Origin of the sequence: Methylobacterium sp. E-016, from assembly GCF_022829745.1 — a bacterium.
In the GTDB taxonomy this organism is placed as follows: domain Bacteria; phylum Pseudomonadota; class Alphaproteobacteria; order Rhizobiales; family Beijerinckiaceae; genus Methylobacterium.
Map to the genome: position 1 here is coordinate 1 of NZ_JAKSYF010000151.1, position 23,989 is coordinate 23,989.

The following is a 23,989-nucleotide window of genomic DNA, read 5'->3' on the forward strand; positions in this document are numbered from 1 at the left end:
GTAGCAGAGCCAATAGTAGAAAACTACTGCCGTCTGCTCGAGATCGCCGACGTCCGGGAGGCCACCCGCGTCGAGCCGTACCTGGCAGGCCTTCTCGTATCGGTGGGCGCACTCGAGTCGCGGCGGTCGTAGTTGTCCGTCTCGTGGCGGATGCTGGTGCAGCTCACCGCCTCCCTCGTCGCGTCCCCCGAGCTGCTGCTGCTCGACGAGCCGACGAACTATCTCGACCTCGAAGGCGCGCTCTGGCTCGAGGCGCGGCTCAAGCGCTACCCGCACTCGGCGCTGATCATCAGCCACGACCGCGAGCTGCTGAACAACTCCGTCGACGCGATCCTGCACGTCGCCAACGGGCAGCTCGAGCTCTACACCGGCGGCTACGACGACTTCGAGCGGCGCCGCGCCGAGAAGGCGAGGCTCCAGCTCTCAGCCAAGGCCAAGCAGGACGCCGAGCGCGCCCACCTGCAGAGCTTCATCGACCGCTTCAAGGCCAAAGCCTCGAAGGCCGCGCAGGCGCAGTCGCGGGTCAAGCGCCTGGCCAAGCTCGAGCCGATCGCCACCACGATCGAGGAGCACGTCGCGCCGTTCCATCTGCCGTCGCCGAAGCGCCCGCTGGCGCCGCCGCTGATGCACCTCACCGACGTCGAGGTCGGCTACGGCGACGATCCCGCGATCCTGCGCGGCCTGAACCTGACGCTCGACATCGACGATCGCATCGGCCTGCTCGGCGTCAACGGCGCCGGCAAGTCGACCTTCGCGAAGATGGCGGCCGGCGCGCTCGACATCCGCTCGGGGCGGATGACGCGCGAAGGGCGGGTGCAGGTCGGCTGGTTCCACCAACACCAGATCGAGGCGATGGACCCGAAGGATACGCCGCTGGCCATCATCCGCCGCGAGCGGCCCGAGGACGGCGAGTCGGCCCGCCGAGGCAAGCTTGCGAGCTTCGGCCTCGCCTACGAGAAGCAGGAGACGACGGTCGATGCGCTGTCGGGCGGCGAGCGGGCGCGGCTGCTGCTGAACCTCGTGGCGATGCGGGCGCCCCACCTGCTGATCCTCGACGAGCCCACCAACCACTTGGACATCGACAGTCGCCGGGCGCTGCTCGACGCGCTGAACGACTACGAGGGCGCCGTCATCCTCATCACCCACGACCGCTCGCTGATGGAGCTCGTGGCCGACCGCCTCTGGCTCGCGGCTGACAACACCGTGAAGCCGTTTCCCGGCGACATGGACGACTACGCGAAGTTCGTCCTCGACCGCTCCCGCGCCGGCAAGAGCGCGCCGGGGCAGGGGCGCGAGAAGAAGGGCAAGAAGCGGGCTGCGTGATCCTTAGGCTGGATCATGATAGGGACGATCGAATACAGTCGATCGTTCCGCTGCGGCGCCGTCCGGCCGACGCTGTGCTTGAACAATCGCTCGGGCGGCCGATGCAATTCTCGTCCGCGGCGCTTACCCTATGTTAAGGCGCGCGCTGCCATAACCCCACCCCGTGCCCGCCGGCCTGCGGGTGGAGCGTCAGACCGATGAGTTTCGCCGCCAACGCCTACACGAGAACCGCGAACAGCGTCCTCAGCCCGCGCGAGGCGGAAGCCGCCGTGCTGATCAAGGCGGCCCAGCAGCTTCAGATGGTCAAGGACGACTGGACCAACCAGTCCGCCAACCTGAACAAGGCGCTGAACTTCAATCAGAAGGTCTGGACGCTCCTGGCGGGCGCCGCGACGGCGCCCGAGAGCCCGCTTCCGATCGCGATCAAGAACAACATCGGCCAGCTCTCGGTCTTCGTGTTCCGGCGGATCATCGACACGCTGATCGAGCCGGGCGCCGACAAGCTCTCGGCGCTGATCAACATCAACCAGCAGATCGCCGCCGGCCTGCGCTCCTCGTAGGCCGCGCCGGACCGGCGGACGCGACCGGGCACGGGACGCGGCGCGTCCCGTCGCCTCGGCTTCGGCGACCCGGTCTCGACAGGCATAGCAACGCAAAAAAGGGCCGAGGCGCACAGCCCCGGCCCTTTCGTTCCGCTCGGCGTCACGACCGGCGGAGGCACCGCTCACGCTTCGCGATCGACGGGCTTATCGGCCGTCCTGCGCTCCGCCTGAGCCTCGGCGTAGGCGCGCGACCGCAGCACCGACACGTCCGGAAGCTGGACCAGCACCGCACCGGTGCCGGGGTCGAGCACCTGATACACGACGCTCTTCGTATCCCGGTCGATGGTGATGCGCCGCTCGTCGTTGGTCCGATCCGACGCGGCGTCGCCGCGCGACCGTCCGTCATCGGAGACCGCAGCGCCGCTGCGATCGCTTCTGCCGATGTCGACGCGAACGGCCGGATCGAGCGCCACCGGAGCCGCCGCCTCGATGAGTCTGGCAGGCTGGACGACGGGCGGTGCGCTCAGGCGCGTCGGCGTCGGGGGTGTCACTTCGAAGGTACTCATCGCGCACCTCTACGGGTCCCGTTGCGGCATGAGACCAGAAGCCGTGCGGCGCGTGAATCGTATCTTAAGACTTCGCCCCGGTACCCGACTGAGCGGGATCATCCTGAAGAATCAGGCAACGACGCGGATCGAATTTTAACGGTTCGCCCCGGCATGCGCCGCGTTCCCGGGGCCCGGTCGAGCGGATGCGAGGCCTTGGAAGCGATCCGCCCCCGCGCGCCTGTCGGCGGGCGGGGGCGGAGCGCTCGGTCATGCGTCCCAGTGTGGCGCCGTCACTCGGCGGCGTCGACGTAGAGCTTGCCGCCCTCGGCCAGGAACTCGCGCGACTTCTCCGCCATCCCGGCCTCGCGCTCGGCGCTGGTGAGGATCGGCGCTGTGTTGAGCACCTCGCCGGCGGCCTCCATCGCCAGCACCTCGGCGCGCAGGTCCTGCGTGATCTTCATCGAGCAGAACTTCGGCCCGCACATCGAGCAGAAATGCGCGACCTTGTGGGCGTCCTTGGGCAGGGTCTCGTCGTGGTAGGCGCGCGCCGTGTCCGGGTCGAGGCCGAGGTTGAACTGGTCCTCCCACCGGAAGTCGAAGCGGGCCTTCGACAGGGCGTCGTCGCGCAGCTGCGCCGCCGGGTGGCCCTTGGCCAGATCCGCGGCGTGGGCGGCGATCTTGTAGGTGATGACGCCGGTCTTCACGTCGTCGCGGTTGGGCAGCCCGAGATGCTCCTTGGGCGTGACGTAGCAGAGCATCGCGCAGCCGAACCAGCCGATCATCGCCGCGCCGATGCCGGAGGTGATGTGGTCGTAGCCCGGCGCGATGTCGGTGGTCAGCGGGCCGAGAGTGTAGAACGGCGCCTCGCCGCACTCGGCGAGCTGCTTCTCCATGTTGACCTTGACCTTGTGCATCGGCACGTGGCCCGGCCCCTCGATCATCGTCTGGCAGCCCTTGTTCCAGGCGATCTTGGTCAGCTCGCCCAGCGTCTCGAGCTCGGCGAACTGCGCTGCGTCGTTCGCGTCGGCGATCGAGCCGGGGCGGAGGCCGTCGCCGAGCGAGAACGAGACGTCGTAGGCGCGGCAGATGTCGCAGATCTCCTCGAAGCGCTCGTAGAGGAACGATTCGCGGTGCCCGGCCAGGCACCAGCGTGCCATGATCGAGCCGCCGCGCGACACGATGCCGGTGACGCGCCGCGCGGTGAGCGGCACGTGGGCGAGGCGGACGCCGGCATGGATCGTGAAGTAGTCGATGCCCTGCTCGGCCTGCTCGATGAGCGTGTCCTTGAACACCTCCCAGTCGAGCTTGAGCGGATCGCCGCCGACCTTCTCGAGCGCCTGGTAGATCGGCACCGTGCCGATCGGAACCGGCGAGTTGCGGATGATCCACGAGCGGATGTTGTGGATGTTGCGGCCGGTCGACAGGTCCATCACCGTGTCGGCGCCCCAGCGGATCGACCAGACCAGCTTCTCCACCTCTTCCGCCGCCGACGAGGTGACGGCCGAGTTGCCGATGTTGGCGTTGATCTTCACCAGGAAGTTCCGGCCGATCGCCATCGGCTCCAGCTCGGTGTGGTTGATGTTGGCCGGGATGATCGCCCGGCCGCGGGCGACCTCGTCGCGCACGAACTCGGGCGTGATGAACGGCGGCACCGAGGCGCCGAAGCTCTCGCCATCGGCGAGCGCCGCGTGCGCCCGGTCGAGCATCTGCTCGCGGCACAGGTTCTCGCGGTGGGCGACGTAGATCATCTCCTCGGTGACGATCCCGGCGCGGGCGAACTCGTACTGCGTCACCATCTGGCCCGGGCCGGCCTTGCGGATCGTCCGCTCGGCGGGGCAGGGGGCCACCAGCTTGTCGGCCGGCACGAAGCCGTTGTCCTCGGGCTTCACGATGCGCGGCTGCACGGCGGCGTAGTCGCGCTTGGCGATCCACGGGTCGCGCAGGGTCGGCAGGCCCTTGGCGAGGTCGATGCGGGCGTCGGTCTCGGTGTAGGGGCCGGACGGGTCATAGACCCGCACCGCCGGCTCGTTCGGGTCGGTCAGCACGATCTCGCGGAACGGCACCCGGATGTCCTCCCGGCCGGCCACGCTCGCGTAGACCTTGCGCGAGCCGGTCACCGGACCCGTGGTCACGGTCTCGGGACTTCCCTTGACGTCTTTGGACAGGACGGGCGCGTTCATCGAGTGGGTCTCCCGGCTTTGGGGCGACCCGGCACGCGTCGATGGAGATGCGATGAAGCGGCAGACGCCGGGATCGGCGCCGCAGGTTCCCGTCCCTCCGCCGGTACGAGCCGGATCAGGTTCAAGGGTCAGGACGTCGCGTCCACTCTCAGCCCCCGGTTGCGGGGCCCCCCTCGGAATGGTTCGAATCTCCGCGTGCCGCCGGACTTTGTCAATGCGTGCGGCAGACCATGCCGGGACGGACGGCTGCCGGCGTCGCCGCGGAACGGTTAGGGTCCGCCCGCGAGACCCGGCGGAGACCCATGCGCATCCTGCTCGTCCTGGCGGCGGCCGCCATCGTCTTCGGCGGCCCCATCGCCGCGCTGGCCGTCTTCCAGCGCAACCTCATCTACCCGGGCGCCTTCATCGCCGGCCCGCGCGCACGCCTGCCGGTGCCGCCGGGCACCGAAGCGATCTCGCTCGTCACCGCCGACGACGAGCGCCTGCATGCCCTGTGGCGGGCGCCGCGCCCCGGCTGCGGCGTCGTGGTCAGCTTCCACGGCAACGGCTCGCGCCCCGAGACCGCGGCCGTGCGCTTCGCCGCCGCGCCCTGGTCCGGCGCCGGATGGGGCGTGCTGGCGATCGCCTATCGCGGCTTTCCCGGATCGACCGGCACGCCGACGGAGGAGGGGCTGATCGCCGACGGGCTCGCGGCCGTCGCCGAGGCCGCGCGGCGGGCGCCCGGCGCGCCCATCATGCTGCACGGTCATTCCCTCGGCGCCGCGGTCGCGGTCGCCGTGGCGGAGCGGGTGCCGCATCTCGGGCTCTACCTCGAGGCGCCGTTCGATTCGCTGCCCGGCATCGTGCGCCTCGCCTTCCCCTACGCGCCGACATTCCTCCTGCGCGATACCTGGCGCTCCGATGCGCGCATCGCGCGGGCCGGCGGGCCGGTGCTGATCGTCCACGGCACGGCGGACGGCGTCGTGCCGGTGAAGCTCGGGCGCCGCCTCGCCATCGCGGCGGGCGCGAGCGCCCGCTTCGAGGCGGTCGCCGGCGACCACGTCTCGGTGCTCGGAACCCGCGATCGCCTGGCCGAAACCCTGTTCGGCGACCGCGTCCGGCCGGGCTGCCCGGCGCTCGCCGCAGCGACGCCTTGACGCCGCGCCGCGGTTTTCCCGCAATCCCATATCGCCGGTCGGACCCGATGCGAACGGAGGCGAGGCGGTGGGGCGACGCGAGCGGCGCTGGCGCGAGGACGATCCCGAGACGCAGGCGCGCAGCCCCGAGCCGGTGATCTGCCCGCTCTGCGAGCGCCCGATCCCGCCCCGCGCCCGCTCGAGCCTGCATCACCTCGTGCCGAAGCTGAAGGGCGGCACCCACGGCACCACCGTGCGGCTGCACCAGGTCTGCCACTCGGCGATCCATGCCCGGCACAGCGAAGCCGAGCTCGCCCGGCGCCTCGCCGACGTCAGCGCGCTCCGCGCCGAGCCGGAGATCGCGCGCTTCATCGCCTGGGTGCGGACAAAGCCCGACGACTTCCACGCTGCCACGCGGATGACGCGGGACCGTCGCTCGGCCAAGCGCAAGAGCTGACGCCGGGCCCCGGAGCGGATTCACCCCGCGTTCGCCATGCCGCGCGATGGCGCTGCGGGGCTCAGGCGGCCTTTACGCATCCCGCCCAAGGGTTGCGCCGACGGGGCGACCGGGCGGAGGCGGTGATGGCGGGGGCGGCGGGCACGGCGGGGCCGGGGGATGCGATGCGTCTCGCCTGGGTCGACGTCGCCAAGGGCATCTGCATCCTCCTCGTGGTGATGATGCATTCCACCCTCGGCACCGGCGAGGCGATGGACGGCGAGGGTTTCCTCCACACGGTGGTGAGCTTCGCGAAGCCGTTCCGGATCCCGGACTTCTTCCTGCTGTCGGGCCTGTTCGTCGGCCGGGTGATCGACCGCGACTGGCGCTTGTTCGCCGACCGGCGTGTCGTCCACTTCGCCTACTTCTACGGGCTCTGGGTCGTCGTCCAGTCGCTCGCGAAGTATCCGGCGATCGTCGGCGAGGCCGGGCCCGGCGCCTTCGCGGCCCATCTCGTCCACACGCTGATCGAGCCGTACGCGACGCTGTGGTTCATCTACCTGCTCGCGGTGTTCTCGGTGGTGACCAAGCTGCTGCGCCGCGTGCCGGCGGCGGTGCTCCTGGCCGGCGCCGCCCTGCTGCAGGTCGTGCCGATCGCGACCCCTTCCTATCTCGCGGAGGAATTCTGCGCCCGCTACGTCTACTTCGTGGCCGGATACCTGTTCGCCGGGCGCATCTTCGCCTTGGCCGACCGGGTCGCGCGCCACCCGGGGGCGGCCTGTGCCGGGCTGATGCTCTGGGCGGGGATCGAGGCGTGGCTCGCCTTCACGCCCTCGCAGCTGCCGGGGTACCCGACGCTCGCCAGCCTGCCGCTGGTCAGCCTGATCCTCGGCGGCGCCGGCGCGCTCGCCATCGTCGCCGGCGCCGCCCTGCTGACGTCGGCCGGGGGGCCGGTCACCGCGGCGTTGCGCGCCTGCGGGCAACGCTCGATCGTGATCTACCTCGCGTTCTTCCTGCCGATGGCGGTCACGCGGACGCTGCTGGTCAAGGTCGGGCTGATCGACGATGTCGGCCTCGCCAGCCTGACGGTGATGGTCGTCGCCGTGATCGTGCCGCTGGCGCTCGAGCGCGCGGTGCGCGGCACCGCCCTCCGCTTCCTGTTCGCCCGCCCGAAGGCGTTCCGCATCGCGAGGGCCCGGCAGGACCCCGCTCCGGCGCTGCAGCCGGCCTGAGCCGGCGCGCGCCGGTTTCGCGGTCCGTCTCAGCCTTCGAACCGTACTCCCAGCCGCCGGCCCTCGCGCCGGACGACGCGACAGCGCCGCGGCGGCTCGTAAGCGGTCACCCGCAGCGTGAACCGATCGGGGGCGACGATCTTGGCCGCGACCTCGATCTGCGCGCCGGTCTCGGAGACGTCCCAGACCAGGCATTCGCAGGGCTCCCCGCATTCGTCCGCGATCAGGCTCGCGACCTGGAAGGCGTCCTTGCGCGGGGTGCTGCGTCGATTGTCGCTCATGGCATCACCCCAAGGTCGAAGGCGGAGCGCATCTTGCGCGCAATCGCTTAGCAAAAGCCGCGTCCGGCGCCAAAAACCCCATGAACTCGGCGACGCTGGGCCGCATCGCGGAGCGCGAACGCCAAGTCCCTGATCGTCAACGGGTTCTGAAAATCGGCGGTTAACATCCCTTAAACCCGCCGCATTTACCGTGCGGAACCGGGCCTCCGACGATCGCCGCCGCACCGCCTTCGCAGGGCATCTCGGACGGGCCTCAGGACAGACGGGACGCATGGCGAACGGACGCGGACGGGACGGCCGGGGCGAACCGAACTTCGACGTGCCCGAGGGGCGCGGCGCGGGTCGGGGCGGCGCGGACCTTCGCCTGTCGCGGGCCGATCGCCCGGGAGGCGGCGTGGCCAGCAGAAGCCGAGACAGCGAGGACGCGGGCAGCCGCCGGGCGAAGCCGGCCGCCAAGGGCGGCGCGCGGCGTGGCGCTTCGTCGAAGAAGGTCCGGCGGCGCTCGCTGCTCGGGCGTGTGGTCTACGCCGGCTGGGTGCTCGGCCTGTGGGCGGTGGTCGGGATCGCCGGCCTGATCGCCTACCATGCCTCCCAGCTTCCGCCGATCGACCAGCTCGCGGTGCCCAAGCGCCCGCCGAACATCGCGATTCTCGCTTCCGACGGCTCGCTGCTCGCCAACCGCGGCGAGACCGGCGGTCGCGTCGTCGGCATCAAGGAGCTGCCGAGCTACCTGCCGCGCGCCTTCGTGGCGATCGAGGACCGGCGCTTTTACAGCCATTTCGGCGTCGACCCGGTCGGCATCCTGCGCGCCATCGGCCAGAACCTGACGCGCCGCGGCGTCGCCCAGGGCGGCTCGACCCTGACGCAGCAGCTCGCCAAGAACCTGTTCCTGACGCCCGAGCGGTCGGCCTCGCGCAAGATCCAGGAGGCGATCCTCGCCCTGTGGCTCGAGCACAAGTACAGCAAGGACGAGCTGCTCGAGCTCTACCTGAACCGGGTCTACTTCGGCGCCGGCGCCTACGGCGTCGAGGCGGCGGCGCAGCGCTACTTCGGCAAGCCGGCCAAGACCGTCAGCGTCGCGGAAGCCGCGATGCTCGGCGGCCTCGTCCAGGCGCCCTCGCGGCTGGCGCCGAACCGCAACCTGCCGGCGGCCCAGGCGCGCGCCGCCCAGGTGGTCGCGGCCATGCAGGAGCTCGGCTTCATCACCGCCCAGGACGCGAAGGTGGCGCTCGCCCAGCCGGCCCGGCCGGCGAGCACCCGCGGCGGCGGCTCGGCGAACTACGTCGCCGACCTCGTGATGGACGTGCTCGACGACTTCGTCGGCACGATCGAGGGCGACATCGTCGTGCAGACTACGGTCGACACCAACCTTCAGGCGACCGCCGAGAAGGCGCTCGTCGACGAGCTGAACGCCAAGGGCGGCCGCTACAACGTCGGCCAGGGCGCGCTGGTCTCGATGCGGCCGGACGGCGCGATCCGCGCGCTGATCGGCGGGCGCGACTACGCGCAGAGCCAGTTCAACCGGGCCACCACCGCCAAGCGCCAGCCCGGCTCCTCGTTCAAGCCGTTCGTCTACCTCGCCGCGGTCGAGCGCGGCGCGACGCCGGACACGGTGAAGGAGGACGCGCCGATCAAGATCGGCAACTGGCAGCCGGAGAACTACTCGCACCAGTACGAGGGCCCGGTCACGCTGCGGACCGCGCTCGCCCTGTCGCTCAACACCGTCGCGGTGCGCCTCGGCCAGGAGGTCGGCGCCAAGGCGGTGGTGCAGACCGCGCAGCGCCTCGGCATCACCTCGGCGCTGCAGGCCAACGGCTCGATCGCGCTCGGCACCTCCGAGGTGACGCCGCTGGAGATGGTCGGCGCCTACAGCGCCTTCGCCAACGGCGGCACCGGCGTGATCCCCTACGTCGTCGCCGGCGTGAAGGCTGCCGACGGCAAGGTGCTGTACAAGCGCGGGGAGGGCGGCCTCGGCCGGGTCATCGATCCGAACGCCGTCGGCATGATGAACGCGATGATGCACGAGACCTTCGTGATCGGCACCGCCAAGAAGGGCGACATCCCGGGCTGGGACCTCGCCGGCAAGACCGGCACCAGCCAGGATTTCCGCGATGCCTGGTTCATCGGCTATTCCGGCAGCCTCGTCACCGGGATCTGGCTCGGCAACGACGACGGCGAGCCGACCAAGAAGGCGTCCGGCGGCAACCTGCCGGTCGAGATCTGGAAGTCCTACATGAGCGTCGCGCTGAAGGGCCAGACGCCGGTGCCGTTGCCCGGCCTCAACCGCTGGCGCAAGGCGCCCGAAACGACTGCCTCGGTGGCGAGCGCGCCGAGCCCGGGCAACATCCTCGGCCAGATCTTCGGCGAGCCCCCGGCGCCGGCGCCCCGCCCGAATGCGGCCCGCCGTCCGGCGGCCCGCGACTCGGACGACCGCAACTTCATCGAGAAGCTGTTCGGCATCGGCGAGTGACGTGAGCGGACGGCCCGGCCGGCGCCCGCGTCGCGCGGCGGACCTGGCCCCCGAGGCGTCGCGCTGCGCGACGCCTCGCTCGGGCGGACGCCCTCAGGCGGCCAGCTCCTCCTCGTAGGCGATGAGCTTCCGCCCGGTCTTGATCGCCAGGTGGTACTGCTTGGCCGCGACCGCGTCGTGGATCGCCACGAGATACGGGGCCGCGCCCGGGATCGTCTTCAGGATCTCGGTCGACTGCATCACGAACAGGTTCTCCGCCTCCGCCGGATCGTCGGCGAGATAGATCACCTGCAGGGTCACGCAGAGCTTCTTGCACGGCGTGTCGGCGTCCGCCTCGCGGATGATCTCGCTCTCGCGCAGGAACTTGCACTGGGTCTCGACGAGGAAGACCGACCGCCGATCGCCGTTGCGGATCAGCGCTCCGTTGATGATCAGTCGCTCCGCGGGCTTCAGCTCGATGCGTAGGGCCATGCCGGCAACTCCATTCTAGAGACGCCACGACCATCGACACGATCTGTTAATGTTGTTTGAAATCTCATCGCGTAATTGGGCGCAATACGCCCTGCACACCCGCGATATGCCGGATTCGACCGGTCGATTTAACGCGTCGGTAGGTGGCGACATGTTTCTTCGTGAGGCCGGCAGAAAGCCGGTCTTCTGATCAAATATGGATCTCACCTCATGTCCGGCGTCTCTCTCACCGCTGCTACCCGCCAGAACCTGCTTTCGCTGCAGGATACGGCGTCCTTGTCCTCGACCACCCAGAACCGCCTCTCCACCGGCAAGAAGGTCTCCTCGGCCCTCGACAACCCGGTCAACTTCTTCACCGCGCAGAGCCTGTCGAACCGCTCCTCGGACCTCGGCACCCTGCTCGACAGCATCTCCAACGGTGTGCAGACGATCCAGGCGGCCAACCAGGGCCTGACCTCGATCCAGAAGCTCGTGGACTCGGCCAAGTCGACCGCCAACCAGGCGCTCGCGACGCAGATCACCACCCGCGGAACGGCGAAGAACCAGTACTCGGTCTCGGCTTCGTCCACGACGATCAACCTCGAGGTGAACGGCACGGCCGCCACCGCGACGATCCCCGCCAGCGGCACCATCGATGCGGCGATCACCGCGCTGAACACCGCCGTCAACACCAAGGGGGCGGGCAACGCCTTCAGCAAGGACTCCACGGGCACGAAGATCGTCCTCAACGGCAGCGCCGACATCGAGTTCTCGGCGGCGGCCGACCAGACCAACCTCGGCTTCACCAGCGGCGTCGCCAACTCGGGCCCGCAATACGGCGCCGTCTCCACCGTCGGGCAGAGCTCGGATCTCACGGTGACCGGCGTCAAGGAGCGGGCTGCGCTCGCCAAGCAATACAACAGCCTGCTGACGCAGATCGACCAGCTCGCCAAGGATGCCAGCTTCAACGGCACCAACTTGCTGTCGAGCAGCGCGGCCACGAACAAGCTGCACATCGCCTTCAACGAGAAGGACACCTCGAACCTCGACGTCCAGGGCGTCGACGCCACCTCGGGCGGCCTGCTCTTGACGCAGATCACCGGCAACTCCGGCGCGTCCTCGAACGGTCAGGGCAACTTCCTGATCGACGACGACGTGAAGACCACGCTCACCAGCCTGACGAACGCGTCCTCGACCCTGCGCTCGCAGGCCTCGACCTTCGGCTCGAACCTGTCGGTGGTGCAGAACCGTCAGGACTTCACCAAGAACCTCCAGAACGTGCTCGACACCGGCGCCTCCAAGCTCACCGATGCCGACCTCAACGAGGAGGCCGCGAACTCCCAGGCCCTGTCGACCCGCCAGTCGCTCGGCATCTCGGCCCTCTCGCTGGCCAACACAGCGCAGCAGGGCATCCTCCAGCTCCTGCGGTAGGCTGCGCCCACGCGCGTTCGGAGCGAGGCCGGGGCATCGCCCCGGCCTTTTTTCATGCATGAGGCCCGGCGGCGATCGGGGGCGAAGCCGGAACGGTTCGTTAACCATCGCAACGCGACAGTCGCGCGGGGGAGGCATCATGGCCCGACGCACGAATCATCGCGACCTGCCGGTCGCGTCCCAGCGACGATCCACGACCGCGAGGCTGCTGAAGGATGCCTCGCTCCAGCAGCGCGCCGGACGGCTCACGGCGGCCGAGCGGCAGTATCGCCGGGTGCTGGATGCCGACCCGCAGAACGCCGAAGCCAACTACAAGCTCGGCATCATCGCGAGCCAGACCGATCGCGTCGCGCTGGCGGTGCCGCATTTCGCGGCGGCCCTGAAAGCCGGACCGGACCAGCCGCATTACTGGCTCTCGCTCGCCACCGCCCTGCTCGGCGCCCGCCGGGTCGGCGACGCCCGCTCCGTGCTCGAGCGCTTCCGCGAGAAGCGCTTCGCCGATGCCGAGACCCAGGCGACGCTGACGGCGCTGATCGCCAACCTGTTCACCGAAGCGCACCAGCATTACGAGGACCGGCTGTTCAAGGACGCCGAGCCGCTGATCGACATGATCGTGATGCTCGACGAGGGCCACGTCGAAGCGCTCCACATGGCCGGCAGCATCGCCGCGCAGACGAACCGCCTGACCCTCGCCGTTGACCTCCTGCAGATCGCCGTCTCCCTCGACGACGACGCGCCGGTGATCAAGGGCAACCTCGGCACGATCCTCGCGCGCCAGGGACGCTACGGCGAGGCGAATGCCTGCTTCGACCGATCGATCGAGATCGATCCGAACAACCCGAACACCTTCAGCAACTTCGGGGTCGCCCTGCGCAAGCAGGGCCGCCTCCGCGACGCGATCGACCGCTTCGACGAGGCGCTTCGGCTTTGCCCCGACTTCGCGCAAGCCCACAGCAACCGCGGAAGCGCCCTGATGGACATGGGCCTGCTCGACGAGGCTATCGCCGCCTACGACGAGGCGCTGCGGATCGACCCGAGCCTATCCTTCGTCCACAGCAACCGCCTGTTCACCAAGCTGTACTCCGCCGACTATACCGCCGAGGAACGCTTCGCCGACGCCTAGGCCTTCGGCCATCGGTTCGCGGATCCGCTGCTGCGCCGCCGCCCCTTCGCGAACGATCGCGATCCCGAGCGCCGCCTGCGGGTCGGTTTCGTCTCGGGCGATTTCCGCGAGCACGCGGTCAACTACTTCTTCGAGCCTGCGCTGCACCGGTTCGATACGACGCGGATCGAGACCTTCGCCTTCTCCAACACGGTGAACGAGGATGCGGCGACGGAGCGCCTCAAGGCGAGCTTCGCCCACTGGCACTGCCTGTGCGGCCTCACCGACGACGAGGCGGCCGACCTGATCGAGGCGGAGGCGATCGACATCCTCGTCGACCTGTCCGGCCACACGGCCGAGAACCGCATCCTCGTCTTCGCCCGCAAGCCCGCCCCGATCCAGGTCGGCTGGATCGGCTATCCCGGAACGACCGGCATGGCGGCGATCGATTATCGGTTCACGGATATCTTCATCGAGCCGGACGGGACCGGCGATGATGTCAGCGTCGAGACGCTCTGGCGCCTGCCTCACGTGGTGGCCTGCTATCAGGCTCCCGCGGCCGACCTGCCGCTTTCAGGTCGTCCGCCTTCTGAAGACGCCGGCTACATCACCTTCGGATGCGTGAACCGCTACACCAAGGTGAGCGACCCGGCGCTCGTGGCCTGGCGCGACATTCTCCTGCGGGTTCCGGGATCGAGGCTGCTGCTGGAGATTGCCGACGTCGATGATCCGGATGTCGGTGCGCAGGTGAGGGCGAGGCTGCAGCGCCTCGGTCTCCCGCTCGACCGCGTGATCCTGATCCATCGCTCGCCCAGCAATCGCTACGTCCTCTACAATCGGATCGACATCGCCCTCGATCCGTTTCCCTACAATGGAGGAACGACGAGCTTCGACGCGCTATGGATGGGCGTGCCGTTCATCGCCCTCGAAGGCGAGCACGTCGTGTCCCGGATGGGATGCTCTGCCCTGGCCATCCTCGGCCTGCCGGAACTCTCAGGTCGCAGCACCGCGGCGTACATCGACATCGCAGCCACGCTGGCACTGGACCCGGACCGGCTCCGAGCGGTGCGCCGAGACCTGCGCGGCCGCTTGGCCCGCAGTCCGCACATGAGCCATGCGACCTTGGCCGCCGATGTCGAAGGTGCGTTCCGCCAGATGTGGCGGCGCTGGGCCGCGCCTCAGGAGCGTCCCTCGGGCTAGGTCCCACCGCACGCGATCGAAACGGCGAACGCGACATGCGATCGGCGCCTCACCGCCTTGTGCCAGAACCCTTCTTCCGAAAGTTCCTTCTGGATGTCCACGATGCGTGAGGCGTTCAGAATGCGCCCCGCAGACGCGCATCATCGACGGTCTTGCAGATCGCGCTCTCGAGGGACGTCCAGGCATCGAGGCCCAGGCCGAGTCGGGCCTTCTCGATCGACGGTATGTACCGATGCGCGCTCGAGCCGCCCACCACCGGGCTTTCGATGACGATCCGGCCCGTTGGCGAGACCAGGGACGACACGAGGCCTGCGAGGTCGGCGATACTGATCGCCCGATCCGAGCCGACGTTGTAGACCTGTCCGGCATCGCCACGCACCAGCAAGGTGAGCAGCCAGTCCGCGAGATCTGCCGCATACAGGTAGGATCGTAACGGCCGGCCATCGCTCGCGACGACGACATCGCCGCCGCGCAGGGCGTCCCGGATGAAGTTGCCGATGGCGAAATGCGTGTCCAGCGGCAAGCCAGGGCCGACGCAGGCGAACGGGCGTGCGACGACCGCATTGAGATCGTGATGCCGCCCGGCCGCCAGCATCAGGTCCTCGGCGGCGAGCTTGGCCTGCCCGTAGACTGCGGAGGCGCCGGTCGACGGGCGGCAGGGGCACGTCTCCGCCATCGCTTCGAGCTGCGAAGGCTGACGACCGTAGACGGCACCGGAACTCACATAGAGACACCGATGAACGCCGGCCTGCCGTGCAAAGTCGATCACCCTCCGCGTTCCATTCACGACCTGCGCAGTCAGGCCGTCTGGATCGCGTTGTCCCGCCTGGCTGGAATCGGTCGCCGCGTGGATGAGATAGTCGAATTGCCCTGGCGGAAGAGGAAAGCTGCGTACATCGCCCTCAAGCCAAGACACTTTCTCATGCCCTGGGATACGGCGCTGCGCCGATGCGACGTTTCGGGTGAGAAGGGTGATCTTCAAATTCAGCGCGAAGGCGGCATCGGCCGCCGAGAGAACCGCGATCAGCCAACGACCGAAGAACCCGGTCCCCCCGGTGATGAATATGCGCGCATCGACGAGGCGAGACCAATCGACGGAATTCCTCCGCAAGACTTCGTCGATGTCCGCTCTGGGCAGGTGGTGCATGGGTCCGATGCGATCGAGCATCCCGATTAGAGATCTATGGCCGCTGGCGTGACCGCGATGTCGGTCACTTGCTCCAGAAGCTCACTGAACTTCAACACGTGGCGTATGCCCATCGCATAGGCGCGCGAGGCGATGGCGCTCTCCCCTGAACGCGCCAGCACGATCACGACCTGCGGTTCATGCAATCGAAGCGTCTCCGGTCGTTGGATCGGGATCCCATGCGTTTCTGGCATCAATCCGGCCAGATACTTGTCGACCAGAAGATGAAGATCCGACGAGGTGAGGCCACCATACTTGACGAGAGCATCGAAGATCCGACCTGCACCCCAGTATGCGACTCTTTGCCGTTTCGCCAAGGGGCGCAGCTTCGTCTCGACGAGCCTCGCGAGGCGTTCGCGATTCCGGTGCAGCGTATCCGCGTATGCTCGGATCAGCGCCGCATTGTCGAGCGGAGGTGTCCCCTGTCCGTAGCCGGAGGGTTCGGGCATCATCTCGATCTTGCGGGCGAAAAGCGTGATGTTGAATGGATCTTCGCCACCCCTCGGAGACACGATCTCGAAGCCGGCAGCCTCGACAAGCCGTCGGAGGCTCGACGGATCGAAATGAAACACGTGCTTGTCGATGAAAAATTCCTCGACGATATCCGAGTGCCCGATCGAACTGATGTTCGGCACGTCCAACAGCATGAGAGCGCCTGGGCGCATGGCGCGCCAGATCGTCTGCAGCATTGCTACCGCAGAATTCGAATGCTCCAATGTTTGGCAATTGTAGACGAACCCGAATTTTTCTTGCGGGAGGTCGGAGTCCTCCAGCTTGCCCTTCCGGTAATTGACGCCCGGTGAATGCCGATAATCGATAATCCGTTCGTCGGGCTCGACCGCCCAGATCGCCGCATGTGGATGTCGTTGCTGAACCCAACGGACGAAATCGCCACGGTTCGATCCGACATCGAGGATGTCGGAGACTCGAGACAAGTCCAGGCCCTCCACCAAACCGCGGACGGCTTGCAAACGAAGCCCTTTGCCATGGCGCACGTTGCCCCAATCTGCATCCGCGCTCAAAGTCTGGCGGCGGTCGCGGGCGTAGGGCTGGAAACCGCTTTGCGTGAGGCCGCATTGCGAACAGACGAATACCGCCACGCCGCGGCGTGAATGAAGAGGGCTATAGAGGGCCGATGTCAGAGGCGCCGCGCATGCGTCGCAGGAGAGACTAGTAGGAGACATGATAGGCTTTCTCTCCGACGTATCCCATGCGCGTCATCATCGGCCCGGCGATCTCTTGAAAGGCGGCCTCCTGATCACGGGTCAGCTGGAAATCGATGGGAACGAATACATTTCGCGGAGTCTGAAGATAGTCGTAATAGACGGGATCGTAGTCGATGCCGATGAAATCGATCGTCCGTTTAAGAAGCTCTTCATCACGTGTGAGCTCCTCCAGTCGAACGAGTTTGACGCGATCATCCGGCAATTCCGCAAAACGTTCGGTGATCTCGCGACAATTCTCGGCCCAATGCCAAGCAACGCGTCGAAGACGGTCGAAATTCGGAAAAGCGCTTCCTAAAAACTGATCGGAACGTGGAATATTCCACCAGTAGCGCTTCTCGGGCGGCGGTTCCGGAAGGCTCACTTGGTCTCTCAACCAGGTCCTGAGAATCTCGACGCTATCGTCGTCGTACATTTCTTCCCGAAGCTTGTAGTAGAACGAGCTCGTGACCTTTCGCCCATCGCGGACGATGGCCAGGAATTTCGCGGTCGGGAACATCTCGCCGAGGGGTCGTATCAACCACGACAACTTGTTGGATGAATCGGCCCAGACGGCGTCCGACGCGTAGTGTATCGCCGCGCCGTGCAGGGGAGCGATCAGTCGTTTGGCCTCGTCCTCGGACGTCAATCCCATGTAGTATCGGGCCGCGATCCGCTGGATGGCGTTGCAAAGATATTCGTGGTGGATCTCGAGCCCTTCGGCGCCCGTGAGCATCCGAAACATCGTCCGCGTGCCGCTCCGGCCGCTGCCCACGATGAAAACGGGCTTTGTGTGCGTTCCCATTGTCTTAGTGCCTTATCGCGGGCGAGAATCGTCAGTCGGTTCGATCTGTCGATCGGTGCCGGACGATCAGGTACTCGGGCACGGTCTCCGAGGCCGGATCGAGGGGAACGATCATGTTGGCGCGGAACTCGTCGCGCGGCAGCAGCGGCGACATGTCCTCCAGCGGCATCGAGCGCATCGATCCGTCGGCCTGGGGCAGGGCCGCCGATTTCGGGAACAGCGCCTCGGTCTCGATCACGCGCACGTCGACGAGGAGCGGCCCCGGGTGATCGAGCGCGCGCCGGATGCCGTCGCGAAGGTCGGCGACGTCCGAGATCGCGAACGCGTCCCAGCCGAAGGTCTTGGCCAGCGCGACGAGATCGGGGAAGTCGAGCTTGGCCTGCGGCCCGCTGCCGACGTAGCGGCCCTCGAAGTAGGTACGCTGCGTCGTGCGGATCGAGGCGTAGCCGTTGTTGTTGAACACGAACATCCGAACCGGCATCCCGAGGCTGGCAATCGTCTGCAGTTCCTGCACGTTCATCATCAGCGAGCCGTCGCTCTCGATCCCGACGAAGGGCCGGCGGTCGGACGCCATGTAGGCGCCGATCATCGCCGGCAGGCCGTAGCCCATCGCGCCGAGACCCGAGGTCAGGAACACCCGCTGGCCCGGCTTGTTCTGGAAGCCGGTGTGGAAGAACTCGACCGCCAGGCCGGAGCTTCCGGTGACGATCAGGCCGTCCTCCGGCAGTTCCTCGGACAGCATCTGGGTCAGGTGGAAATGGCCGATCGGCCCTTCTGTCGGGAAGGGCGCGCCGTCGTTGATCGGATAGCGCCGCTTCCAGTCGGCGCAGCGCGCGAGCCAGCCGGACCGGTCGACCGGCGCGGCCTCGCGCGCCCGCGGCAGGAGCCGTCCGATGAAGTTGCGCGCGTCGGCCTCGATCCTCAAGGAGAAGCCGGCATTCTCCGAGAACTTGGCCAGCTCGGCGGCATCGACGTCGACGACGACCTTCTGCGCGTGGCGGCCGAACTTGGCCGGGTTGTGCGCGGTGACGACGTTGTCGAGGCGCGCGCCGATCGCGATCACGAGGTCGGCGTTCTGGACCGCGAAGTTCGGCGCGCGCAGCGCCACCGTGCCGGGCTTGCCGACGCTCAGGGGATGGGCCGCCGGGATCAGGTCGGCGGCGTTCCACGTCGTCACCACCGGGATCTGCAACGTCTCGTAGAGCTCGCGGAACGCGCCCGCCGCCTCCGCCAAGCGGATGCCGTGCCCCGCCAGGATGATCGGCCGCTCCGCCCGCGCCACCATGCCCATTACGGCATCCAGCTGCGCCTCGGTCGGGCCGGTGCTCGCGTCGGGCGACGGCGGCGCGAAGCCGGCGAGCGCGGCGACGTCGATCGTCGCGTTCTGCACGTCCAGCGGAATGTCGAGCCAGACCGGCCCGCGCCGCCCCGTCGTCGCGCGGTGCACCGCCTCCTCGAGATGCCGGCGGATCGCCGCCGGCTCCATCACCGTCGCGGCGTATTTGGTGATCGGCCGCACGATCGAGACGATGTCGACCTCCTGCGGCCCCATCTGCCGAACGCCGCTCGTGCCGATGAGGTCGTCGCGCTTCACCTGGCCCGAGATGATCAGCAGCGGCACGGACTCGATCCAGGCGCCGGCGCATCCGGTGATGGCGTTCGTCGACCCCGGGCCCGTCGTCACCAGGGCGCAGCCGAGGCGCCCGTTCACCCGCGCATAGGCTTCGGCCGCGATGGCCGAGGCCTGCTCGTGATGGTTCGGGACGTAGGTCAGGGCGGGGCAGGCGCCGACGGCATCGACGAGGTACATCGCGCCGCCGCCGGGCACGAGGAAGACGCAGCCGACCCCTTGGGCGGCCACGAACTCCGCGACGTAATCGGCCAGGCGCCGGAGATGGGTGGTCATCGCGGGTGGGTCTCTCGGTGGTGCGGCAGGCTCGGAGATCGGCCGGGGGCGTCGGTCAGGCGAGCCAGTAGCGCAGGAAGGTCTTGCGATCCGGGTTCTGCCCGATCGCCGGATCGGTGTAGAACGAGTCGTCGATCGCGTGGGTGGAGGAGATCTCCTCGAACACCGCCCCGGTCCGGCTCTCGAAGGCGTGCCGCGTGCCCGGCGTGATCGTCACCACCGAGCCCCGCCGGCAGACCTGATCCTCGCCGTCGAGCCGCAGGACGAGATCGCCGTGCAGCATGTGGAAGGTCTCCTCCTTGCGCGCGTGGTACTGCTCGGGATGCGACTGCCCCGGCAGGACGACGATGAGCTTCTTGCAATAGCCGCGGTTGACCACGGTCACCATCGTGATGCCGACCCGATCGAACCGGTCGAGACCGTAATGGTGCGAGATCTCGAGCTCGGCCTCGCCCGGCACCACCCCGCGGCTCTCGCTGAGCAGGGCCTTCACGCGCTCGACGATCGACAGGATCCGTGCCCGGACCTCCTCCCGCCGCGTGGCGGCGGACGTGACCGGGGCCGCGGCGGGGATGTCGTCGGTCGCGGTGTAGTGCGTGTACTTCGACCAGTCGTTGGCGGTGACCTGGCCCGGCTGCGCGGGGATCGCGAAGAACACGTCCTCGGCCTTGAGCCGCTGTCCCTTGGCGATCGGTCGCTTCGCGAACACGCCCCGGCGCAGGTCGCGCAGGGCGTCGCGTTCCTCCCGCGACGGCTCGACCCGCTCTCCCGTCACCCCGGCGCAGGCATAGGCCTTCCGGGCCGAATCCAGCCAGGCCCGCGCCTGGGCGGGCGATGCGGAGTAGGCGTTGAGCGCGTAGGTTTCGGTCGGGACGCCGACATGCTTCTCGAACAGCGTGGCGCCCTTCGCGATCGCCATCGCGACGGGCAGCGTCTCGTTCGGGTCCTCGTGCGTCGAGTATCCGATGCGCAGGTGGGGATAGCGCGCGCGCAGGAGATCGATCTGGTTGAGCTGCAGGTCGCTTGCGGGCGTCGCATACTGCGCGACGCAGGTCATCAGCGCGAAATCGCGCTCGCGGTGGCGCATGAAGGACACGATGTTGTCGATGTCGAGCAGCTCGATCCCGGCGGTCGAGCCGACGACGGGCAGATCGGTCCGCCCGATCGCCTCGATCAGCGGCCAGTCGGTGAACGAGCAGCTCGCGATCTTCAGGATGTCGAAGCCGTCCGCGACGATGCGATCGACGGAGGCCTCGTCAGGGCGTGCACATGGCGATCAGCCCGTGCTCCTTGATCCGCGCGACCAGGCGGCGCGTCTGCGCGCGGTCCAGGCGGGTTTCGGAGAACCGCTTGATGTACTTGATGTCGGTCCGGCCCTGAAAATCCGGGTGGATGAAGGTGTCGAGCTCGCGGAACTGGAGCTTGATCGCGAAGGCGAAATCGTAGCCGCGGGCCAGGGCTGCGAATTCATCGATGATGCGGAGCCCATGCTCGACGTCGCCCATGTGGTTGTTGGCCAGCTCGAAGATGAACAGGCGCTCCGGGATCCGGGAGGCGGCATGCGGCGTCTGGGATTGGGACATGAATTGGGTCTCGCTCGGCCGCGCGCGTCGGACCTTCGACTGCCTGCGACAGCTCCTCTCGAAGCAGCTCTAGCATGACAGTGGGCTAGGATGGCCATCGTCGTGCGGACGCCTGACCTCGGTCGATGTGTCCGCCCTGAAAATCGGCGGGGTGTCGAGAACCGCAGTCATGCGGTCAAACGAGCGACGATCGAAAGCCCGTGAAAATCTTTTCCGCCTGCACGAAGCGGATGGGATTCCTGCTTCAATGCTGTCAGGCCGACCCTCCTGAACATCGCCTCGACCGACGACACGCTGAAGAAATTGATGTGCTCGTGCCAATGTCGTTTCGCCGCTGCGCGCTGGGGAAGCTCGGCGATGTCGCGAACGATGTCCTCGTGCGGGATCTCGAGATAGAAAACCGATTTCGGCGTCATGGCGTCAACGATCTGTTGCAGCTGATCGAGCGGGAAGGGGACATGCTCGAGAACATGACTCGATACGACGAGATCGTATTCACCGTTCCGTGCGCGATCTGAGCTGACCCTCTCGGCTCCGGCGACGACGGGTCTGTCCGAGATGTCGTAGATGTGGTGGGCCGAGGCCTTGCCTCTGAAAGGCGTGTTGACGCCGGTATCGCCGCCCCAGTCCAGAACACGGGGCGAGGCGCCGACGAAGGGCGCGAGGAAGGCTTCGATCGTCGGCCCGTAAGCGTTGCCGCTCAGCAGGATGTCGTTGCGGGCGCCGTATCCCGGCTCGAAGCGCTCGCGCTGGGCACGATAGGCGGGGCCGCGATAATCGGCATAGAGCGCGGCCATCTCCGCGTCGTCGAAGCGCATGTCGAGGAAGAGCAGGCCGCAGCCCTCGCAGGCCAGCGTGTTGCAGACGCTGTAGGCGCGACCGAGCGTCAGGTCGCGCATCGCCCAGTCCGGCGTGATCTCGACGCTGTCCCAGCCGAAGATCCGATGGGCGAGGAACGGCATCAGCACCGCCGGGACGCGGCGCAGCGCCGTCCCATCGCAGCAGACGCAGCTTTTCGCGATCTTCATGTCGGCATCCCCGTGTAGCGCGCGATCTGGCTCGACAGGAGCCGGCGCAGCGGCGCGCCGGTCAGGTCCGAGCGATACAGCGCGACGCTCGCCGCCAGGCCCTGCTCCAGGCTCCAGCGCGGATGCCAGCCCAGGATGCGATGGGCCCGCGTCGAATCCAGGCGCAGCAATCCGGCTTCGTGGAGCTGCCCCGGCACACCGGCTTCGTGCCAGCGCGCGTCGGCCGCCCACAGCCTGGCGACCGCATCGGCGACGTGGCGGACCGACACCTCGCCTCCCGCCGTCGGGCCGAAGTTCCAGCCCTGGCCGAGCAGGTCCGGCGCGTCGTGGGCGCGCTCGCACAGCACCAGGTAGCCGCAGAGCGGTTCCAGCACGTGCTGCCACGGACGGACCGCATCCGGGTTCCGGATCGCCACAGACCGCGCATCGCGGAAGCCCCGCACCAGATCCGGGATCAACCGGTCCGGCGCCCAGTCGCCGCCGCCGAAGACGTTGCCGGCACGCGCGGTCAGGGTGCGCAGGCCGGCCCCGGGTCCGTACGACCGGGCGTAGGCGGAGGCGACGTGCTCGGCGCAGGCCTTGCTCGCGCTGTAGGGATCGTGGCCGCCGAGCGCCTCGTTCTCCCGGTAGCCCCACGGCCATTCGCGGTTCTCGTAGCACTTGTCGCTGGTGACCACGAGGACGAGGCAGCCGTTCCCGAGTAGGCGAGCCGCTTCAAGCACGTTCACCGTGCCCATGCCGTTGGTCGCGTAGGTCTCGACCGGATCCGCGTAGGAGCGCCGCACCAGGGATTGCGCGGCGAGATGGAGGACGATCTCCGGCTCCGCCTCCGCCATCACGGCCTGGACCACCGCGAGGTCGCGCACGTCGCCCCTGCGGTCGAGGAGGCCGTCGCCGAGCCCGGCGTCTCGAAACAGGCTCCGGCCTTCGAGGCGATCGCGCGAGAAGCCCGTCACGACGGCGCCGAGAGCGCCGAGCCAGTGCGCGAGCCACGTGCCCTTGAAGCCGGTATGGCCGGTCAGCAGCACGCGGCGCCCGCGCCAGAAGGCGGGGCTCGGCAGGGCGCCGGCGATCACAACCGCTTCCACGGCGCGGTGCCGTCGGCCCAGAGCCCGTCGAGATGGATCTTGTCGCGCAGCATGTCCATTGGATGCCAGAAGCCGTGGTGCCGGAACGCGGCGAGCTCGCCCTGCGCGGCAAGCGCCTCCATCGGTTCCTGCTCCCACATCACGTCGTCGCCCTCGACGAGGTCGAGCACCTGCGGCGACAGCACGAAGAAGCCGCCGTTGATGAAGTCGTTCGTCTCGGCCGGCTTCTCCTGGAACACCGCCACGCGCTCGCCGTCGAGCGCCATGGCCCCGAAGCGTGCCGCCGGCGACACGGCCGTCACCGTCGCGCGCTTCCCGTGCGCGCGATGGAAGGCGAGCAGCGCGTCGAGATCGACGTCCGACAGCCCGTCGCCGTAGGTCATGCAGGAGTCCTCGTCGCCGACGTAGTTGCGCACGCGGCGCAGGCGGCCGCCGGTCATCGTCGATTCGCCGGTCTCGACCAGCGTGATCTGCCAGGGCTCGGCGACGCTGTTGTGGATCACGGTCGAATTGTTCTTCAGGTTGATCGTCACGTCGGACGTGTGCAGGAAATAGTTCGAGAAGAACTCCTTGATCATGTACCCCTTATACCCGAGGCAGATCACGAATTCCGTCAGCCCGAAGGACGAGTAGTACTTCATGATGTGCCAAAGGATCGGCTTGTTGCCGAGCTCGACCATTGGCTTGGGCCGGATCATGGTCTCCTCGCCGAGCCGTGTGCCGCGGCCGCCGGCCAAAATGACGACCTTCATGAGTGCCGTGCTCCCACCCTGCCCGCACCGGTTCGACGGTACCCCGTAGTGTCAGGGCGTTTCCATTCCGTTAACCATACCGGACGATAGCTCGCGCGCGGCTCTCGCGCGATGCAGGGGCCTCGAACA

22 protein-coding genes, 1 pseudogene and 1 riboswitch are annotated in these 23,989 nt (G+C 68.0%); of the genes and pseudogenes, 9 read left to right on the top strand and 14 right to left on the bottom strand.

Features of this window, described 5'->3' with window-relative positions:
• Nucleotides 1-132 precede the first annotated feature (132 nt).
• Together MKK68_RS21915 and flaF are read left to right on the top strand one after the other, a co-directional pair.
• A complete protein-coding gene (locus MKK68_RS21915) occupies nucleotides 133-1,323 on the top strand; it encodes an ABC-F family ATP-binding cassette domain-containing protein (RefSeq protein ID WP_244032927.1) in 1,191 nt (396 codons plus the stop codon).
• A 197-nt stretch (nucleotides 1,324-1,520) separates the two neighbouring features.
• Nucleotides 1,521-1,883, top strand: coding sequence for a flagellar biosynthesis regulator FlaF (gene flaF, locus MKK68_RS21920; RefSeq protein WP_147727251.1), 363 nt, complete (start codon nucleotides 1,521-1,523; stop codon nucleotides 1,881-1,883).
• Nucleotides 1,884-2,047: 164 nt separating this feature from the next.
• On the opposite strand, the gene MKK68_RS21925 is transcribed toward flaF, so the two are convergent.
• Entirely contained in the window at nucleotides 2,048-2,338 is a 291-nt protein-coding gene (locus tag MKK68_RS21925; RefSeq protein WP_147727250.1) for a hypothetical protein, read from the bottom strand.
• Nucleotides 2,339-2,703: 365 nt separating this feature from the next.
• Nucleotides 2,704-4,593 carry a phosphomethylpyrimidine synthase ThiC gene (gene thiC / locus MKK68_RS21930; protein WP_147727249.1) on the bottom strand — a complete coding sequence of 630 codons (1,890 nt, stop codon included), beginning with the start codon at nucleotides 4,591-4,593 and terminating at the stop codon, nucleotides 2,704-2,706.
• A gap of 75 nt (nucleotides 4,594-4,668) precedes the next feature.
• Nucleotides 4,669-4,777: riboswitch (TPP riboswitch) on the bottom strand.
• Nucleotides 4,778-4,895: 118 nt separating this feature from the next.
• Between thiC and MKK68_RS21935 the strand changes: the two genes are divergently transcribed.
• The 3 genes from MKK68_RS21935 (at nucleotide 4,896) to MKK68_RS21945 (ending at nucleotide 7,376) form a co-directional block, all read left to right on the top strand.
• Nucleotides 4,896-5,729 (top strand): alpha/beta hydrolase, encoded by an 834-nt coding sequence (locus MKK68_RS21935; RefSeq protein WP_244032928.1) that lies wholly within the window; start codon nucleotides 4,896-4,898, stop codon nucleotides 5,727-5,729.
• 67 nt (nucleotides 5,730-5,796) lie between these two features.
• The gene (locus MKK68_RS21940; RefSeq protein ID WP_244032929.1) at nucleotides 5,797-6,165 is read left to right on the top strand and encodes an HNH endonuclease; all 369 of its coding nucleotides are present in this window, start codon (nucleotides 5,797-5,799) and stop codon (nucleotides 6,163-6,165) included.
• Nucleotides 6,166-6,290: 125 nt separating this feature from the next.
• Nucleotides 6,291-7,376 carry an acyltransferase family protein gene (locus MKK68_RS21945; protein WP_244032930.1) on the top strand — a complete coding sequence of 362 codons (1,086 nt, stop codon included), beginning with the start codon at nucleotides 6,291-6,293 and terminating at the stop codon, nucleotides 7,374-7,376.
• Nucleotides 7,377-7,405: 29 nt separating this feature from the next.
• On the opposite strand, the gene MKK68_RS21950 is transcribed toward MKK68_RS21945, so the two are convergent.
• Nucleotides 7,406-7,657, bottom strand: a complete 252-nt coding sequence (locus tag MKK68_RS21950) for a PilZ domain-containing protein (RefSeq protein WP_244032931.1) — start codon at nucleotides 7,655-7,657, stop codon at nucleotides 7,406-7,408.
• A 271-nt stretch (nucleotides 7,658-7,928) separates the two neighbouring features.
• Here MKK68_RS21950 and MKK68_RS21955 point away from each other — a divergent pair, with 271 nt between their 5' ends.
• Entirely contained in the window at nucleotides 7,929-10,127 is a 2,199-nt protein-coding gene (locus MKK68_RS21955; RefSeq protein ID WP_244032932.1) for a transglycosylase domain-containing protein, read from the top strand.
• A 93-nt stretch (nucleotides 10,128-10,220) separates the two neighbouring features.
• Here MKK68_RS21955 and MKK68_RS21960 read toward each other — a convergent pair whose 3' ends face one another.
• On the bottom strand, nucleotides 10,221-10,598 hold the full coding sequence (locus MKK68_RS21960) for a flagellar biosynthesis repressor FlbT (RefSeq protein ID WP_147729760.1): 378 nt from the start codon (nucleotides 10,596-10,598) through the stop codon (nucleotides 10,221-10,223).
• A 210-nt stretch (nucleotides 10,599-10,808) separates the two neighbouring features.
• Here MKK68_RS21960 and MKK68_RS21965 point away from each other — a divergent pair, with 210 nt between their 5' ends.
• The 3 genes from MKK68_RS21965 (at nucleotide 10,809) to MKK68_RS21975 (ending at nucleotide 14,310) form a co-directional block, all read left to right on the top strand.
• Complete coding sequence (locus tag MKK68_RS21965) at nucleotides 10,809-12,008, top strand: flagellin (RefSeq protein ID WP_244032933.1); 1,200 nt, start codon at nucleotides 10,809-10,811, stop codon at nucleotides 12,006-12,008.
• 139 nt (nucleotides 12,009-12,147) lie between these two features.
• The gene (locus MKK68_RS21970; protein WP_244032934.1) at nucleotides 12,148-13,131 is read left to right on the top strand and encodes a tetratricopeptide repeat protein; all 984 of its coding nucleotides are present in this window, start codon (nucleotides 12,148-12,150) and stop codon (nucleotides 13,129-13,131) included.
• A 30-nt stretch (nucleotides 13,132-13,161) separates the two neighbouring features.
• Nucleotides 13,162-14,310: a hypothetical protein gene (locus MKK68_RS21975; RefSeq protein ID WP_279605465.1), complete on the top strand. Its 1,149-nt coding sequence runs from the start codon at nucleotides 13,162-13,164 to the stop codon at nucleotides 14,308-14,310.
• Nucleotides 14,311-14,425: 115 nt separating this feature from the next.
• Here the strand turns inward: MKK68_RS21975 and MKK68_RS21980 are convergent, their stop codons facing one another.
• The 10 genes and pseudogenes from MKK68_RS21980 to rfbF form a co-directional block, all read right to left on the bottom strand.
• Nucleotides 14,426-15,478 (bottom strand): NAD-dependent epimerase/dehydratase family protein, encoded by a 1,053-nt coding sequence (locus MKK68_RS21980; RefSeq protein ID WP_244032935.1) that lies wholly within the window; start codon nucleotides 15,476-15,478, stop codon nucleotides 14,426-14,428.
• 5 nt (nucleotides 15,479-15,483) lie between these two features.
• Nucleotides 15,484-16,596: a class I SAM-dependent methyltransferase gene (locus MKK68_RS21985; protein ID WP_244032936.1), complete on the bottom strand. Its 1,113-nt coding sequence runs from the start codon at nucleotides 16,594-16,596 to the stop codon at nucleotides 15,484-15,486.
• 70 nt (nucleotides 16,597-16,666) lie between these two features.
• On the bottom strand, nucleotides 16,667-17,503 hold the full coding sequence (locus tag MKK68_RS21990) for a sulfotransferase (protein ID WP_279605460.1): 837 nt from the start codon (nucleotides 17,501-17,503) through the stop codon (nucleotides 16,667-16,669).
• 31 nt (nucleotides 17,504-17,534) lie between these two features.
• A complete protein-coding gene (locus MKK68_RS21995) occupies nucleotides 17,535-19,409 on the bottom strand; it encodes a thiamine pyrophosphate-binding protein (RefSeq protein ID WP_244032938.1) in 1,875 nt (624 codons plus the stop codon).
• 55 nt (nucleotides 19,410-19,464) lie between these two features.
• Nucleotides 19,465-19,797 carry a cupin domain-containing protein gene (locus tag MKK68_RS29580; protein WP_279605466.1) on the bottom strand — a complete coding sequence of 111 codons (333 nt, stop codon included), beginning with the start codon at nucleotides 19,795-19,797 and terminating at the stop codon, nucleotides 19,465-19,467.
• Nucleotides 19,798-19,965: 168 nt separating this feature from the next.
• A pseudogene (locus MKK68_RS29585) lies at nucleotides 19,966-20,655 on the bottom strand (N-acetylneuraminate synthase family protein); the annotation flags it as partial.
• Between the two features lie 10 nt (nucleotides 20,656-20,665).
• Nucleotides 20,666-20,992 carry a hypothetical protein gene (locus tag MKK68_RS22005; protein ID WP_244032939.1) on the bottom strand — a complete coding sequence of 109 codons (327 nt, stop codon included), beginning with the start codon at nucleotides 20,990-20,992 and terminating at the stop codon, nucleotides 20,666-20,668.
• Nucleotides 20,993-21,159: 167 nt separating this feature from the next.
• Nucleotides 21,160-22,020, bottom strand: coding sequence for a class I SAM-dependent methyltransferase (locus MKK68_RS22010; RefSeq protein ID WP_244032940.1), 861 nt, complete (start codon nucleotides 22,018-22,020; stop codon nucleotides 21,160-21,162).
• Complete coding sequence (gene rfbG, locus MKK68_RS22015; protein WP_244032941.1) at nucleotides 22,017-23,108, bottom strand: CDP-glucose 4,6-dehydratase; 1,092 nt, start codon at nucleotides 23,106-23,108, stop codon at nucleotides 22,017-22,019. Before rfbG ends, MKK68_RS22010 begins: the two co-directional genes overlap by 4 nt.
• Entirely contained in the window at nucleotides 23,093-23,860 is a 768-nt protein-coding gene (gene rfbF / locus MKK68_RS22020; RefSeq protein ID WP_244032942.1) for a glucose-1-phosphate cytidylyltransferase, read from the bottom strand. Before rfbF ends, rfbG begins: the two co-directional genes overlap by 16 nt.
• Between the last annotated feature and the right edge of the window lie 129 nt (nucleotides 23,861-23,989).